At 66.6% G+C, this 14,976-nt stretch carries 16 protein-coding genes; 5 read left to right on the forward strand and 11 right to left on the reverse strand.

Going from position 1 to position 14,976, the window contains the following annotated elements; all coding sequences use genetic code 11:
• Positions 1 to 125: 125 nt before the first annotated feature.
• Positions 126 to 1,922, forward strand: a complete 1,797-nt coding sequence (gene dhaL, locus JHD82_RS19250) for a dihydroxyacetone kinase subunit DhaL (RefSeq protein WP_199138176.1) — start codon at positions 126 to 128, stop codon at positions 1,920 to 1,922.
• 3 nt (positions 1,923 to 1,925) lie between these two features.
• On the opposite strand, the gene JHD82_RS19255 is transcribed toward dhaL, so the two are convergent.
• The 7 genes from JHD82_RS19255 to JHD82_RS19285 form a co-directional block, all read right to left on the reverse strand.
• Positions 1,926 to 2,432, reverse strand: a complete 507-nt coding sequence (locus tag JHD82_RS19255) for a disulfide bond formation protein B (protein ID WP_012206385.1) — start codon at positions 2,430 to 2,432, stop codon at positions 1,926 to 1,928.
• A 98-nt stretch (positions 2,433 to 2,530) separates the two neighbouring features.
• Positions 2,531 to 3,658 (reverse strand): sulfate/molybdate ABC transporter ATP-binding protein, encoded by a 1,128-nt coding sequence (locus tag JHD82_RS19260; RefSeq protein WP_013801698.1) that lies wholly within the window; start codon positions 3,656 to 3,658, stop codon positions 2,531 to 2,533.
• Between the two features lie 37 nt (positions 3,659 to 3,695).
• On the reverse strand, positions 3,696 to 4,703 hold the full coding sequence (cysW, locus tag JHD82_RS19265) for a sulfate ABC transporter permease subunit CysW (RefSeq protein ID WP_099733236.1): 1,008 nt from the start codon (positions 4,701 to 4,703) through the stop codon (positions 3,696 to 3,698).
• A 1-nt stretch (position 4,704) separates the two neighbouring features.
• Complete coding sequence (gene cysT / locus JHD82_RS19270; RefSeq protein ID WP_013801696.1) at positions 4,705 to 5,610, reverse strand: sulfate ABC transporter permease subunit CysT; 906 nt, start codon at positions 5,608 to 5,610, stop codon at positions 4,705 to 4,707.
• 74 nt (positions 5,611 to 5,684) lie between these two features.
• The gene (locus JHD82_RS19275) at positions 5,685 to 6,686 is read right to left on the reverse strand and encodes a sulfate ABC transporter substrate-binding protein (protein ID WP_013801695.1); all 1,002 of its coding nucleotides are present in this window, start codon (positions 6,684 to 6,686) and stop codon (positions 5,685 to 5,687) included.
• Between the two features lie 158 nt (positions 6,687 to 6,844).
• Complete coding sequence (locus JHD82_RS19280) at positions 6,845 to 7,504, reverse strand: alpha/beta hydrolase (RefSeq protein ID WP_199138178.1); 660 nt, start codon at positions 7,502 to 7,504, stop codon at positions 6,845 to 6,847.
• A 115-nt stretch (positions 7,505 to 7,619) separates the two neighbouring features.
• Positions 7,620 to 8,549 carry a LysR family transcriptional regulator gene (locus JHD82_RS19285; RefSeq protein WP_199138180.1) on the reverse strand — a complete coding sequence of 310 codons (930 nt, stop codon included), beginning with the start codon at positions 8,547 to 8,549 and terminating at the stop codon, positions 7,620 to 7,622.
• 176 nt (positions 8,550 to 8,725) lie between these two features.
• Between JHD82_RS19285 and JHD82_RS19290 the strand changes: the two genes are divergently transcribed.
• The gene (locus tag JHD82_RS19290) at positions 8,726 to 9,364 is read left to right on the forward strand and encodes an FMN-dependent NADH-azoreductase (RefSeq protein ID WP_088164251.1); all 639 of its coding nucleotides are present in this window, start codon (positions 8,726 to 8,728) and stop codon (positions 9,362 to 9,364) included.
• Between the two features lie 335 nt (positions 9,365 to 9,699).
• Positions 9,700 to 10,188 carry a hypothetical protein gene (locus JHD82_RS19295; RefSeq protein ID WP_199138182.1) on the forward strand — a complete coding sequence of 163 codons (489 nt, stop codon included), beginning with the start codon at positions 9,700 to 9,702 and terminating at the stop codon, positions 10,186 to 10,188.
• Positions 10,189 to 10,279: 91 nt separating this feature from the next.
• On the opposite strand, the gene JHD82_RS19300 is transcribed toward JHD82_RS19295, so the two are convergent.
• The 4 genes from JHD82_RS19300 to JHD82_RS19315 form a co-directional block, all read right to left on the reverse strand.
• A complete protein-coding gene (locus JHD82_RS19300; RefSeq protein WP_088164249.1) occupies positions 10,280 to 10,828 on the reverse strand; it encodes an NADPH-dependent FMN reductase in 549 nt (182 codons plus the stop codon).
• Positions 10,829 to 10,923: 95 nt separating this feature from the next.
• A complete protein-coding gene (locus JHD82_RS19305; protein WP_013801689.1) occupies positions 10,924 to 11,754 on the reverse strand; it encodes a MetQ/NlpA family ABC transporter substrate-binding protein in 831 nt (276 codons plus the stop codon).
• Between the two features lie 62 nt (positions 11,755 to 11,816).
• Entirely contained in the window at positions 11,817 to 12,482 is a 666-nt protein-coding gene (locus JHD82_RS19310; RefSeq protein ID WP_012206396.1) for a methionine ABC transporter permease, read from the reverse strand.
• A gap of 51 nt (positions 12,483 to 12,533) precedes the next feature.
• Positions 12,534 to 13,415: a methionine ABC transporter ATP-binding protein gene (locus tag JHD82_RS19315; RefSeq protein ID WP_013801688.1), complete on the reverse strand. Its 882-nt coding sequence runs from the start codon at positions 13,413 to 13,415 to the stop codon at positions 12,534 to 12,536.
• A gap of 386 nt (positions 13,416 to 13,801) precedes the next feature.
• On the opposite strand from JHD82_RS19315, the gene JHD82_RS19320 reads away from it, so the two are divergent.
• Entirely contained in the window at positions 13,802 to 14,542 is a 741-nt protein-coding gene (locus tag JHD82_RS19320) for an energy-coupling factor ABC transporter ATP-binding protein (protein WP_199138184.1), read from the forward strand.
• A gap of 17 nt (positions 14,543 to 14,559) precedes the next feature.
• Positions 14,560 to 14,976, forward strand: a 417-nt coding sequence (locus JHD82_RS19325) for a CbiQ family ECF transporter T component (protein ID WP_199138186.1), incomplete at its 3' end; no start/stop codon positions are given.

Consider the following 14,976-nt stretch of genomic DNA (forward strand, 5'->3'; position numbering starts at 1 on the left):
CTTGGCTATTGAATAGCCAAAAGGCATTGACATGCCAATTTCAACAAATCAAAAATGACCATTCAATGATCATATGAACAGTCTTCGGCACACCCGCCGGGACCGCACCTGGAGGAGACAAACGCATGACGACCAACCGCGTGATCAACGACCCCGACCGGGTGGTGGAGGACATGCTCCAGGGATGGATCGCCGCCCATGGCGACACCCTGCGCATCGACGCCGGCAATGCCCGCGTCGTGCGCCTGCATGGCGCGCCACGCAGGGGCAAGGTGGGCATCGTGACGGGCGGCGGGTCGGGCCACGAACCGGCCTTTCTGGGCTATGTGGGCGCAGGCCTGTGCGACGCCGCCGCCGTGGGCGAGGTCTTCTCGTCCCCCACGGCCAGAAGCTTCTACGACGCCATGCGCGCGGCCGATGGCGGCGCCGGCGTGGCCTGCCTGTATGGCAACTACGCGGGCGACAACATGAACGTGGCCATGGCCGTGCAGATGGCCGCGGCCGAAGGCATGGTGGTCAGGACCGTGGTGGCCAACGACGACGTGCCTTCCGCCGCGCGGGGCGACGAGGCCATCCGCCGCGGCGTGGCCGGCGAGATCCTGATGTGGAAGGTGGCGGGCGCCCGGGCAGCCATGGGCGCCAGCCTCGACGAAGTGATCGCCCTCGCCCGGCATGCCATGGCCCGCACGCGCAGCATCGGCATCGGCCTGTCGGCATGCACCATTCCCGCCGTGGGCAAGGCCAACTTCCATATCGAGCGCGGCAGCATGGAGGTGGGCATAGGCCACCATGGCGAGCCCGGCATGTCCGTGCACCCCACGGCCACGGCGGCCGATATGGCCGAGCGCATGCTGGACACCCTGCTGCCCGACCTGCCCTTCGCCCCGGGCGACCGCGTGGCCGTGCTGCTGTCCGGGCTGGGCGCCACGCCGCTGATGGAGCAGTACATCCTCTATGGCGAAGTCGCCCGGCGCCTGCAAGAACGCGGCATTCAGGTGGCCTTCCGGCTGGTGGGCAATCTCTTCACGTCGCTGGAGATGATGGGCATCACACTCACGCTGATGCAGCTGGACGACGAGCTGCTGGCCTGCCTCAAGGCACCCTGCCAGTCAGTCGCGCTGACCCTGGCCGGCGGGCTGCCGCCCCAGCCGCAGGAGGCCATTCCAACGCTGCCCTCTGCTCCGGCACGAACGCAGGCACAGGCCCAGGAACAGGCACAAACCGCCCGCCCCCAAGCCGCAAGGCGCACCAGCCAAGGGCCGGCCATCGCGCTCGATGGCGCGGGCAGCATCGTGCGTGAACTGATCACGGCCATCGTCAGCCACCGCGAGTTCCTGAGCGAGATCGACGGCCTGATCGGCGATGGCGATCACGGCATCAACATGGCCAAGGGCTTTTCCGGCTGCGGCGCACGGCTCGATGCCATGGACGCCAGCCAGGCGGCGCAACTGCCTGCGGCGCTTCAGCAGCTGTCCCAGGCCTTGATGGACGATATCGGCGGCTCCATGGGCCCGCTGTACGGCAGCTTCTTCCAAGGCTTCGCCGATGTTCTTGGGCCGGAGCAGGAGATGGATGCCGCCCTGTTCGGCCAGGCGCTGGTGCGGGCCGTCGCCGATGTGCAGGGGATGGGCAAGGCCCAGGTGGGCGACAAGACCCTCATCGACACGCTGGCCCCGGCCCTGCAGGCCTACCGGCAATCGCTGCAGGCCGGCGCCGGTTTCCGCGAGGCGCTGCAGGCCATGGAGGCCGCGGCCGAGGCGGGCAAGGAATCCACGCGCCACCTGCAGGCGCGCATCGGGCGCTCGGCCCGGCTGGGGCCGCGCTCCATCGGCGTGCTGGACGCGGGCGCCACGTCCTGCTGGCTCATCCTGAGCACCATGTCCCAGTCGCTGCAGCGGCGACTGGCGCAAGCCTCAGCCTAGGCCTCAGCGCCTGCGGGCAGCGCCGCGCACCAGCAGCACCAAGACGGCCACGCTCATGATGGCGAAGCAGATGAAGGACCAGTTGGCGATGGAGCCGCCCAGAAAGCTCCAGTCCACGGCAGCGCAGTCGCCCGAGCCACGGAAGATCATGGGCACGGCACGGCTGATGGAGTAGTTCTCGATCATTCCGTAGAAGTCGCGACCGCAGGTGGCGAACTCGGGCGGATACCACTGCAGCCAGCTCTGGCGCGCGGCGACGAAGGCGCCAAAGCCTGCAGCCACCAGCGCCAGCACGCCCCAGCTGATCAGCCAGCCGCGACCGCCGCGCACACTGCCCAGGCCCGTGAAGAGGGCCACGCCGATCAATGCATAGCGCTGCACGATGCACATCGGGCAGGGCTCCAGCCCGACCACATGCTGCAGATACATGCCGAAGGCCAGCATGGCCACGCAGGCCAGGCTGATGAGCGCCAGGATGCGGCGCGGAGCGTTGTCAAACCATTGAAGCATTCTTGTCTTTCGTCACCCGGTTGAATGAAATCAGGGCTGCGGCGCCGGCCCGGCGCTGCAGCCCTGTTCAGCGGGTGCAGGAAGCCGTTGCCGCGCCGTCAGATGCCAGCCGCCTCGTCCAGAAACACCTTGGCACGGCGCGGTGTCACCACCAGGGTTTCCCCCTCGCGCAGGGCCATGTCCCTGAACTGCTGCGCAGGAATCTGCGCCTCGATCAGGCCACCCTCTTCGGCATTGTCCGTGCTTTCGGTGCTCTCCGATGGAATAAGTTCCAGGCGCGCAATGGGCCCCACGACGATGGCGCGGGCCAGCTGCACGACGATGCCCGTGGGCCGTCCCTGGACGTCCAGGTTCTGGCCGGGCGAGTAGCGCTCCACCTCCAGATCGTGCGGGCGCACATAGGCGAAGGCCTTGCTGTCGCTGGCGCCCTTGGCATCGTGGCTGTCCAGCTGGGTGCCGTCGTCCAGGTAGACGCGGCCATCGCTGGCGCGGCCCTTGAACAGGTTGACATCGCCCAGAAAGCCGTAGACGAAGGGCGTGGCCGGGTTGTCCCAGACCTGCTGGGGCGTGCCCTCCTGCTCGATGCGGCCCTGGTTGATGACGACCACGCGGTCGGCCACCTCCAGTGCCTCCTCCTGGTCGTGGGTCACGAAGATGGAGGTCACATGCAGCTCGTCATGCAGGCGGCGCAGCCAGCGGCGCAGCTCCTTGCGCACCTTGGCATCCAGCGCGCCGAAGGGCTCGTCGAGCAGCAGCACCTTGGGCTCCACCGCCAGGGCGCGGGCCAAGGCAATGCGCTGGCGCTGGCCGCCCGACAGCTGGGACGGAAAGCGTTCGGCAATCCAGTCCAGCTGCACCAGCTTGAGCAGGCTCATCACCTTCTCGCGGATCTGGGCCTCGCTGGGGCGCTGGCTGCGCGGCTTCACGCGCAGGCCGAAGGCCACGTTCTCGAACACGGTCATGTGGCGGAACAGCGCGTAGTGCTGGAACACGAAGCCCACGTTGCGCTCGCGCACATGGACATCGGTGGTGTCTTCGCCGCTGAAGTGGATGCTGCCCACGTCGGGCGTCTCCAGGCCCGCGATGATGCGCAGCAGCGTGGTCTTGCCGCAGCCCGAGGGGCCGAGCAGTGCGATGAGTTCGCCGGACTGGATGTCCAGGCTCACATCGCGCAGGGCCTGGAAATCGCCGAACTGCTTGCTGACGTTGCGTATTTCAATGCTCATGGTCTTGCTCTTGCTTTTGTCTGGTCGGGGCCGAGGTTCAGGACACCTGCGGCACCTGGGATGCCTGGGAAGCCTGGGATGCCGCCGTGGGGCGCTCGGGAGGCAGGTCGGCAGCGGCCTTGGCCTGCTGCTCGGCACGCCACTCGGCCACCGACTTGATGACCAGGGTCACCAGGGCCAGCAGGGCCAGCAGCGAGGCGGCAGCGAAGGCGGCAACGGACTGGTACTCGTTGTAGAGGATCTCCACATGCAGCGGAATGGTGTTGGTCTGGCCGCGGATGTGGCCCGAGACCACCGACACCGCGCCGAACTCGCCCATGGCACGCGCATTGCACAGGATCACGCCGTACAGCAGGCCCCACTTGATGTTGGGCACGGTGACCTTCCAGAAGGTCTGCCAGCCCGTGGCACCCAGCACGATGGCGGCCTGCTCCTCGTCGCTTCCCTGCGCCTGCATCAGCGGGATCAGCTCGCGGGCGATGAAGGGGAAGGTCACGAAGATGGTGGCCAGCACGATGCCGGGCACGGCGAAGATGATCTTGATGTCATGCTCGGCCAGCCAGGGGCCGAACCAGCCATGGGCACCGAACACCAGCACGTACATCAGGCCCGCCACCACAGGCGAGATCGAGAACGGCAGGTCGATCAGGGTGATCAGAAAGGCCTTGCCCCGGAACTCGAACTTGGCGATGCACCAGGCCGCCGCCACGCCGAACACCAGGTTCACCGGCACGGCGATCAGCGCCGTGATCAGGGTCAGCTTGATGGCCGACCAGGCATCGGGCTCCTGCAGGCCGGCGACATAGGCGTCCCAGCCCTTGCGCAGCGCCTCGGTGAACACGGCCGCCAGTGGCAGCACGAGGAACAGGCCGATGAAGATCAGCGCAATGCCCGTGAGAATCCAGCGCACGGCGCGCGGCTCGGTGGTGGTGAGCTTTTCGCGCCGGCCCTTCGGGGGCGCGGTGAGCCTGTACAGCACCAGCACGGCGACCAGCACCGCGCCAATGATCTTGAGAAGCAATGCTTCCTGTGGAGACAACGCCATCTCAAGCCCCTCCCGAATGCTTGCGCTGCCATGCCTGCAGCGCGTTGATGACCAGCAGCATCACGAAGGAGAACAGCAGCATCACCACGGCCACGGCCGTGGCGCCTGCGTAGTCGTATTGCTCCAGCTTGCCAATGATGATCAGCGGTGTGATTTCAGAAATCATGGGCATGTTGCCCGCGATGAAGATGACCGATCCGTACTCGCCGATGGCGCGTGCAAACGCCATGGCAAAGCCCGTGAGCAGCGCGGGCGTGATGGCCGGCAGGATCACCTTGTAGAAGATCTGCCAGCGCGAGGCGCCCAGGCTGGTGGCAGCCTCTTCCAGCTCCTTTTCGGAGTCTTCCAGCACCGGCTGCACCGTGCGCACGACAAAGGGCAGGCCGATGAAGATCAGCGCAATGACCACGCCGTTCGGGTTGAAGGCCAGCTGGATGCCGTAGGGCTCCAGGTACTGGCCCACCCAGCCGTTGCCGGCCAGCAAGGCGGTCAGCGAAATGCCGGCCACGGCCGTGGGCAGAGCAAAGGGCAGGTCCACCAGGGCATCGACGATCTTCTTGCCCGGGAACTTGTAGCGCACCAGCACCCAGGCGATCAGCAGGCCGAACACCAGGTTCACGCAGGCCGCCGCAAACGAGGCGCCAAACGTCAGCCGGTACGAGGCCAGCACGCGCGGCGAGGCCACGGCCTCCCAGAACTGGGGCCAGGTGAGCGAGAAGGTCTTGAACAGCAGTGCCGACAACGGGATCAGCACGATCAGGCTCAGATAAAACAGCGTATAGCCCAAGGTCAGCCCGAAGCCGGGCAAAACGCGCTTGGCGCCGCGCCCTTTGCGCGCCGCACCGGACGGTGCGGGCACAGGAGCGTCGGCGCCAGGCCTTGGGCTGGTCGGAACGGCAGACACCATGTTGGATTCCAAATCAGCCAATGTGGGGAGGGGGCCTCAGGCGGACTGCGCCGCCTTCATGCCTGCTTGCGTGCTTACTTGCCGGGGACGTAGATCTTGTCGAACTGTCCGCCGTCGTTGAAGTGCACCTTCTGGGCTTCGGACAGCGAGCCGAAATACTTGGCCACGGTGAACTGCTTGATGGGCTTGAACACATCGGCATGCTTCTTGAGCACGGCCTCGGAGCGGGGGCGCAGCGCGTGCTGTGCGGCGATTTCCTGGGCTTCGTCGGAGTACAGCCAGGCCAGGTAGTCGTGCGCCAGCTGGCCCGTGCCCTTCTTGGCCACGGTGCGCTCGACCACGGCCACGGGGTTCTCGGCCACGATGGACACCGAGGGATGGACGGCATCGACCTTGCCCTTGCCGAATTCGCGGTCCACGGAGACCACTTCGGATTCGAAGGTGATCAGCACGTCGCCGATATTGCGCTGCAGGAAGATGCTGGTCGCGTCGCGGCCGCCCTTGCCCAGCACGGGCACGTTCTTGTAGAGCTGCTGCACGAACTCGGCCGCCTGCGCGTCGGTGCCGCCCTTCTCGCGCACCGAACCCCAGGCCGCCAGGTAGGCGTAGCGGCCATTGCCGCCGGTCTTGGGATTGACCACCACGACCTTCACGTCGGGGCGGATCAGGTCGCTCCAGTCCTTGATGTTCTTGGGATTGCCGTTGCGCACCAGGAACAGCATGGTCGATGTGGTGGGCGAGGCGTCATTGGGGAATTTCTTGGCCCAGTCCTTGGCGACCACGCCGCTGTCGGCCAGGAACTGCACGTCGGTGGTGGTGTTGAAGGTCACCACGTCGGCGGCCAGGCCGTCGTTGACGGCGCGCGCCTGGGCGCTGGAGCCACCGTGCGACTGGTCCACCTTGATGTCCACGCCCTTGGTCTTCTTGTAGTGGGCGACGAAGGCGGCGTTGTAGTCCTTGTAGAACTCGCGTGCCACGTCGTAGGAAACGTTGAGCAGCTGGTTCTGCGCCGATACCGTTCCCGCGGCGGCCAGCGCCAGGGTGGCCAACAAAGTCTTGAGCTTCAAAGAATGCATGGTTCGCTGCCTTTTATTAGTGGACATCTCTGCGGTGTATTCACAGACAGTCACATTGTGCGAACGCTGACTTAAAACTCAAAAGAATATATTTTTGTTTGTTAATGGCCTGTCACCATATAAAGGACCTGCCCTGCCCGCGGTCCCCCGCCGGCCCATCACAGGCCGGCAGCCCATGGCGCGCCAGCGCCAGTGCCCGCAGAGACGGAGGCATGCGCAGCCGCCACACGTGGCGAACGCGGCGAGCGCGGCGAACGCACGGCAGGCCGGGGCTGGGCCGGCTGCCAGCTGTCGCCCTGCATCAGCGACTGCAGCAGCGCCAGGCCCAGGGGCCAGTCGCCAAAGCCCGATTCGACATTGATGTGCCCCGCGTTCTGCAGCCGCACGAACTCGCTTCCCCAGGCCCTCGCATAGGCGCCGGCCCGGCGGATCGGACAGTAGGGGTCGTTGCTGCTGGCCACCAGCACGCTGCGGTACGGCAGCGGCGCATAGGGCACGGGCGCAAAGTCGGCCAGCTGGGCACGGCGCTCGGGATCGGCCGGCGCCACCAGCAGCGCACCGCGCACGCGCGCACTGGCCTCGGGGCCCAGGTGCGCGGCCGTGATGCAGCCCAGGCTGTGGGCGGCCAGCACCACTGGCTCGGGCCGGGACAGCACCAGTTGCTCCAGCGCGGCCACCCAGGGATCGCGGTGGGGCACCAGCCAGTCGTCCTGCTCCACGCGCTCGGCATGCGGCAGCTGCTGCGCCCACAGGCTTTGCCAGTGGTCAGGACCGGAGTTGCGCCAGCCGGGCACGATGATGATGCGGTGGGGATTCATGGGTTCTCCTGGACTGTCCATTGCTGGACATGGGCCCCGATTGTGGAGAACACCGCCAACTATCCCAACGAACGTTTTGTTGTTTTCTTATGGCGTGGCGAGGTGCAACCCAACCCTAGCGTCCGGCCGGATCGCGCGTGGCATGGCTGTTGCGCCCCGGCACGGTCTCGCCGAGAAAATCCAGGAAATGCCGCACGGCCGGCGCCAGGCCGCGCCGCGAGGGGAAGACTGCGTGCACGATGCCCTGGGGCGGCTCCCAGCCCGGCAGCAGGTGCACGAGCCGGCCCTCGGCCAGTTCCTCGTGGCACATGTAGTCGGGCAGCCAGCACATGCCGCTGCCGGCCAGCGCCGCGAATTTCAGCGTGAGCAGGTCATCCACCACGTAGCGCGGCTGCAGTTGCAGGCGTTGCTCGCGGCCTTCGGGGCCGACCAGCAGCAGGCTGGACTGGCCATCCACCGCCGACATGGACATGCTGTCCAGGTGCTGCAGGTCGGCCAGGGCGCGTGGCGTGCCCTGGCGCTCCAGCAGCTCCGGGCTGGCCACGAGGATCTGGCGCGCCACATCCAGCCGCTTGACGACCATGGAGCCGCTGTCCTCCAGGCTGGGGCGCACGCGCAGCGCCACGTCGATGCCCTCCTCCACCAGGTTCACGGGCCGGTTGGTCACCTGCATCTCCACATGCACCAGCGGGCAGCGCTGCAGGAACTGGGGCATGAGCTCGCCCAGCACGGTCTGGGCCAGGGTCACGGGACAGCTCACGCGGATGGTGCCGCGCGGCTCGGTCTGCACCTCGGCCACGGTGTCGGCGGCGGCCAGGGCCGCATCGCGCATGGCCTGGCAATGGCGCAGATAGGCCTCGCCCACCTGGGTCAGCGAGAGCTTGCGCGTGGTGCGCTGCAGCAGGCGCACGCCCAGCCGGGCCTCCAGCTCCGCCACGCGCCGCGACAGCCGCGACTTGGGTATGCCCAGCGCCCGCCCGGCAGAGGCGAAGCCGCCGCGCTCCACCACCTCGGCGAAGTAAAGCATGTCGTTGAGATCCATCATGTCGCGCGTCCCTCCCCTGTGCTCATTGACTGCAAATTCAGGACAATCTATCGCAATTTCGGCGGCTTATCAAAGACTCTGTCCAAATTCACAATTGATCCCATCGTCGGCCCTACAAGCTTTCCCGAGTGGCCGATCCCAACCGCGATCCCAACCGACATCCCAGGAGCTTTTCCATGCAAGTGCTGCACATCGACTCTTCCATCACCGGCGCCGCTTCGGTGTCCCGCCAGCTGACCGCCCAGACCGTGGCTGCCCTGGTGGCCGCCAACCCCGGCGCCAAGGTCGAATACCTGGATCTGGCCGTGAACGCCCCCGACCACCTGAACGCAGTGTCCATGGGCTTTCGCACCGGCCAGGCCGCCACGACGGAAGCCGAGCGCGCACAGAACGCCATCTCCGAAGCCCTGGTGAGCCAGTTCTTGGCGGCCGATGTGGTCGTGGTTGGCGCTCCGTTCTACAACTTCACCATCTCCAGCCAGCTCAAGGCCTGGATCGACCGCATCGCCCAGGGCGGCCGCACCTTCCGCTACACCGCAGCCGGCCCCGAAGGCCTGGCCAAGGGCAAGAAGGTCATCGTGGCCTCCACGCGCGGCGGTGTGTACTCCACCAGCGAAATGGGCCAGGCCCTGGAGCACCAGGAAAGCTATCTGAAGACGGTGTTCGGCTTCCTGGGCATCACCGATGTGAGCATCGTGCGCGCAGAAGGCGTGGCCATGGGCGATGAGTCCAAGGCCAAGGCCCTGGAATCGGCCCGCAGCGACATCGTGCGTGCAGCGGCTGCCGCCAATCAGGAAACGGCCATCGCCGCCTGAGGGCCATTGCAGCCCGCAGGGGCTGCATGCTCAATGAATGGACAAGCGCCTGGGTTTCGGCCCAGGCGCTTTTGCTTTTGGAGAGGCAAGACAGCGGCCGTGCCGGGCCGTCCGGAATGCTCCCAATGGACTGTGGCGAATAAAAGAGGTATCCGCCTCTGCACCTCCTTTGAAAAAAGCAATGCGCGATGGGCTTTCGCAGACACATGAAGCTGGTAGGCTGAACCATCACCGCCCTATTCGCGGCTTTGTCCGACACGAACCGTCTGTATTTCAGAAAGACGGCGGACCTGCCGATATCCAGGCAGCCTTACTGCATTCACTGCCTTCCATCCATGCCAGCCACAAGCCACCGTCCCCATGCCCGGCCCCGCGGCCCTGTCCATGTCCATGTCCGCCCGCCGTCCGATGAAAACCTGGTGATCACGGTGATTGCCGTGTCCCTGCTGGCCATTACCGTGCTGGGCATCGGCGTCTACCAGTTCATGCAGTACCAGCGCGAGCAGGACCAGGAGCAGCTCAATTCGCGCGTGTACCGCAGCTATGTGCGCAACACCGACGAGACACCTGCGCCCGAGGAGCCCGAGCAGCCTGCCGCCACGCCCACCCCCGCCAAGCCCAGCCAGCAGCAGCTGAACCAGGAAATGACGCGCAAGCTGCTGGCCCATCCCGGCGTGACGCCCGGTGCCGGCTTTTCGGCGCCCGGCGTCAAGTCGACGGGCGTGGTGATCATCGACGCCATCGACCAGGCCCAGGCGCGCGAGAAGGCATCGTCCGCCGCACGCCCTGCTGCGGCGATTGCCAACCCTTCTCCCGCTTCCTGACGCTTCCTGACCTCTGCGCTCACAGGAGCTGCAACGCAAAAGCCCAGCATTGCCGGGCTTTTTTGTGTCTTGAGCGGCTTTGCCGCACCGCTCACTGGTGCTTGCGCGCCCAGGCAGCGAACTTCTGCACAAAGCCGCTCACGAAGTCGCGGCTGCCGGCGCCGATGGAGCCGTCTTCGGCAAACAGGCCATCCTTGGCCTGGATGAAGATTTCGGGCTGGGCCAGCGTGGGCATGTCCAGGTAGGCCAGCACATTGCGCAGATGCTGCTGCGCCAGCGCCGTGCCGATGGCACCCACGGAGACGCCGGCCACGGCAGCGGGCTTGCCGGCCCAGACGCTCTTGCCGTAGGGGCGCGAGCCCTGGTCCAGCGCATTCTTGAGCACGCCGGGAATCGAGCGGTTGTACTCGGGCGTCAGGAACAGCACGGCCTGGGCCGTCTGGATCTGGGCGCGGAACTGCTTGACCACGTCCACCTCATTGCCGTCATGGTCCTGGTTGTACAGGGGCAGGCTGTCGATGGCAACCTGCTCGAAGACCAGGCCTTCGGGCGCCAGGCGCGCAATGGCGTCGGCGAATTTGCGGTTGAAGGAATCCTTGCGCAGGCTGCCCACGATGACAGCGACCTTGATCTGGCTCATGCATTGCTCCTGGAGGAAGTGGCGGGAAACGGGCGGGAAAGAGGCGGGAGGGGCACCTCCCGCAAGCAGCCATTATGTGGCCGCCTTCAGCAGGCTCACTGTAGGAAGGAGGGCTTGGCGTAGCCCTGGAACTTGCTGTCCACCACGGCCTTGAATTCGGCGGAGCGGTAGACCTCGGCCAGGTCCTTGGCCCATGCCGTGCCCTGGTCCTTCTTCTTGATGGCCACCACGTTCAGGTAGTGGTCGGGGGTCTTTTCCAGCGAGACGGCCTCGGTCAGCTTCAGGCCCGAAGAGATGGCGAAGTTGCCGTTGATGATGGCGTACTCGGTGTCACCCAGCGAACGCGGCAGCTGTGCGGCTTCCAGCGGGATGAACTTGAGCTTGCGCGGATTCTCGGCCAGGTCCTTTTCGGACACGCGCAGCGGATCGATGCCGGGCTTGGCCTTGATCAGCCCGGCCTGCTCCAGCAGCACCAGCGCACGCGCCAGGTTGCTCGGGTCGTTGGGCAGGGTCACGCGGTCGCCTTCCTTGGCTTCGGCCAGGGTCTTGCGGGTCTTGGAATACACGCCCAGCGGGGCAATGGGGCCTTGCACCAGCTCCACCAGATCCAGCTTCTGGTCGGCCGCGAACTTCTGCAGGTAGACACGGTGCTGGAAGAAGTTGGCATCCAGCGAGCCCTGGGCCAGCGCCAGGTTGGGCTGCACGTAGTCGTTGAACTCCACCAGCTTGACCTGGTAGCCCTTCTTTTGCAGCAGCGGCACGATGCCCTGCTTGAGCTGGTCGATGTTGGAGCCTGCCGTGCCGCCGATCACCAGCTGCTTCTTGTCGGCCTGGGCGTGGGCGGGCAGCGCCAGCACGCTGGCAGCGGCAAGGGCGGCGGCCGAGGCCAGCAGGTGGCGGCGCACGAAGGAAAGGGATGCGGTCATGTCGGAATCCTTTTTTTGGGAGAGAGCGGGAAGAAAGAAGAAAGCGGGTCTGGACAGCGCGCTCAGCCGCGCTTGTCCAGGCGGCGGGCCGCCGTGTTGCCCACGAACTGGATGACCTGGACCATGGCCACGAGGATGGTCACGGTGAGCACCATCACATCGGTCTGGAAGCGGTAGTAGCCGTAGCGGATGGCCAGATCGCCAATGCCGCCGCCGCCCACCACGCCGGCAATGGCCGAGTACGACAGAAAGCTTACGGCCAGCACGGTCAGCGCCAGCACCAGGCCCGAACGCGCCTCGACGATGAGCACGCGCCAGACGATCTGCAGCTCCGATGCGCCCATGGCGTGCGCGGCCTCGATCACGCCGCGCGGCACATCGCGCAGGCACTGGTCCACCAGGCGTGCCAGGTAGGGAATGGCCGCCACGGACAGCGGCACGGCCGCAGCCAGCGGGCCGATGGAGGTGCCGGCCAGCCAGCGCGTGAAGGGCACCAGCGCGACCAGCAAGATGATGAAGGGGAAGGACCGCACGGTGTTGACCGTCCAGTTCAGCACGGCGAAGGCCGGGCGGTTGTCCAGCGACTGGCCGGGACCCAGCAGGAACAGCAGCACGCCCAGCGGGCCGCCGATCAGCACGGCGGCCGACAGGCCGATGCCCAGCATCAAAAGGGTCTGGCCCATGGCCAGCCACAGCTCGGGCAGGATTTCGACGATGTTTTCAGACATGGGAATGCGGAATCGAAAAGAAGGGGAAAACGGGAAGGGGTGAAGACCCCATCAGTGCTCGGAGCCACCCACGGCGCGCAGCACTACGGGGCGGGTGGCGCCGCGCTCGCGCAGGGCCTTGTCGGCGCGCTCCACGCGCAGGGCCTCGAGTTCGCTGCCCAGCAGCGTGGCGCGCTGCGGCGCCTCGTAGGCACGGCCCTGCGGCAGGGCGGGCAGCGTGAAGCGTTCGGCCACCTGGCCCTGCTCGATGATGGCCACCTCGCTGCACAGCGCATCGACCACGGCCAGCTCGTGCGTGACGATGACGATGGTCACGCCCAGGCGGCTGTTGATGTCCGCCAGCGTGGCCAGGATGGAGCGCGTGGTCTCGCTGTCCAGCGCCGAGGTGGGCTCGTCGCACAGCAGCACCTGCGGGCGCGGCGCCAGGGCGCGCGCAATCGCCACGCGCTGCTTCTGGCCGCCCGACAGCTGGGCAGGATGGCTGGCCGCCTTGTCGGTCAGGCCGACGATGTCCAGGCACTCGCGCACGCGCTGCTCGATATGGGCACGCGAATGGCCACCGTGGATGCGCAGCGGAAAGGCCACGTTCTCGAACACGGTGGCGTTCTGCAGCAGGTTGAACTGCTGAAAGATCATGCCGATGTTCTGGCGCGCCTCGCGCAGCGCGCGGCGGCCCAGGTCGGTCAGGCGCTGGCCTGCCACCACCACCTCGCCGCTGTCGGGACGCTCCAGAAGGTTGATCAGGCGCAGCAGCGTGGACTTGCCCGCGCCGCTCTTGCCGATCAGGCCGAAGACCGTGCCCTGGCCGATGTCCAGCGATACCGAACGCACGGCATCGAAGTGCTTGCCATCGGCTGTTACAAATTTCTTTTGCAGGTCGCGCAGGCGGATCAGCGCGTTTTCCGGGGCCAAATGGGCGGTCTGGACGGTCATGGAGTCTCGGTTCGGCAGTGAAAACGGTCCTGGGATCGGCAACGGCAGCCTTTGCACCGCCATCTCCAGGCAATGGCGCGCAATTTCCGGGCCCTGTGTTGAGGAGTTGGACGCAGTTGCAAGCCGATGGGCATGCGTTGTCTTGCGTCGTCGCCAAGCACAGGCGAATCCCCTGGATCTGCCGTCATTAGTGTTCTAACGAGTGTGTTGCAAAACGTTGTTCAAACAAAAGAATAAAAAATACGGTGCTTATATCGATTGCCGTCTTTCAAGCCTTGATGTACGGCCTGGACGGCATTGCTAGAATCCGCCCCCGACAGGCCTGTACAACGGCAAGATCCCTTGCGGTTGCGTGCATTACAGGTAAGTGCCCGCTTTCCTTTGCCATGCCCGAATCCTCCCGAACTGCCGACCGTCCTGCCAGCGCCGCCAGCCTGCGCGTGGAAGCCGTGCGCCTGCGGCGCGGCATCACAACAGTCTTTGACGGCCTCGACCTGCGGCTGGACGAGCCGCGCGTGGGCCTCATCGGCGACAACGGCGCCGGCAAGACCAGCCTGTTCCGCCTGCTGTGCGGCCTGGATGCGCCCGAGGCCGGGCGCGTGCTGCTGGACGGCACCGAACTGCACGAGGCCCGTGCACAGCGCCCGGGCCAGGTCGGGCTGATGTTCCAGAACCCCGACGACCAGATCATCTTCCCCACCGTGGAGGAAGAGCTGGCCCTGGGTCTGCGCCCTTCGGGCATCTCGCGGCGCGAGGCCACGGAGCGCGCCCGTGCCCTGCTGGCCAGCCGCGGCCTGGCCGACTGGGCACCGCGCGCCGTGGCCGGGCTCAGCCAGGGCCAGCGCCAGCAGGTGTGCTGGCTGGCCCTGCTCATTGCCGCGCCGCGCGTGCTGCTGCTGGACGAGCCCTTCGCCAGCCTGGACCTGCCGGGCCAGGCGCGGCTGGCCCGGGACATCGCGGCCGTCGAGCAGCAGGTGCTGGTCTCCACCCATGTGCTGGACCACGTGCGCAGCTTTGGCCGCGTGCTCTGGCTGGAGCGCGGCCAAGTGCGCGCAGACGGCCCCGGCCATGAGGTCTGCGCGGCCTATGAAGCCGACGTGGCACGTCGGCTGCAAGCGCAGGACTGACGCAGGAGCCGGCCGCCATGGGAAGCCTCTACAGCGAATACACCAGCTGGCTCCATGCCTGGAGCGCGGGCCGCAAGCTGCTGCTCATGGCGCTGCTGGGAACGGGCCTGTTCCTCATCGATTCACCGTGGCTGCTGGCCCTGGCCGGCGCCGCCTGCGGCCTGCTGTGGCTGTCGCTGGGCCGCGCCACCGAGGGCGCACGGCGGCTCATGCTGTCGGTCACCGTGGCCGCCCTGCTGGTTGCTGCCTTCCATGTGTGGATGCAGCACTACGCCCTGGCCGCCGCCAGCGCGCTGCGCCTGGTCTGCGCCTCCACGCTGGGCATGGCGCTGACCGTGAGCACACGCCCCAGCGATCTGGTCGATGTGCTGGAGCGGCTGCTGGCGCCGCTGGAGCGCATCGGCATCTCCCCCGAACAGGTGGCCCTGCAGCTG

This window comes from Delftia sp. ASV31 (genome assembly GCF_016428765.1).
Lineage (GTDB): Bacteria > Pseudomonadota > Gammaproteobacteria > Burkholderiales > Burkholderiaceae_C > Comamonas > Comamonas acidovorans.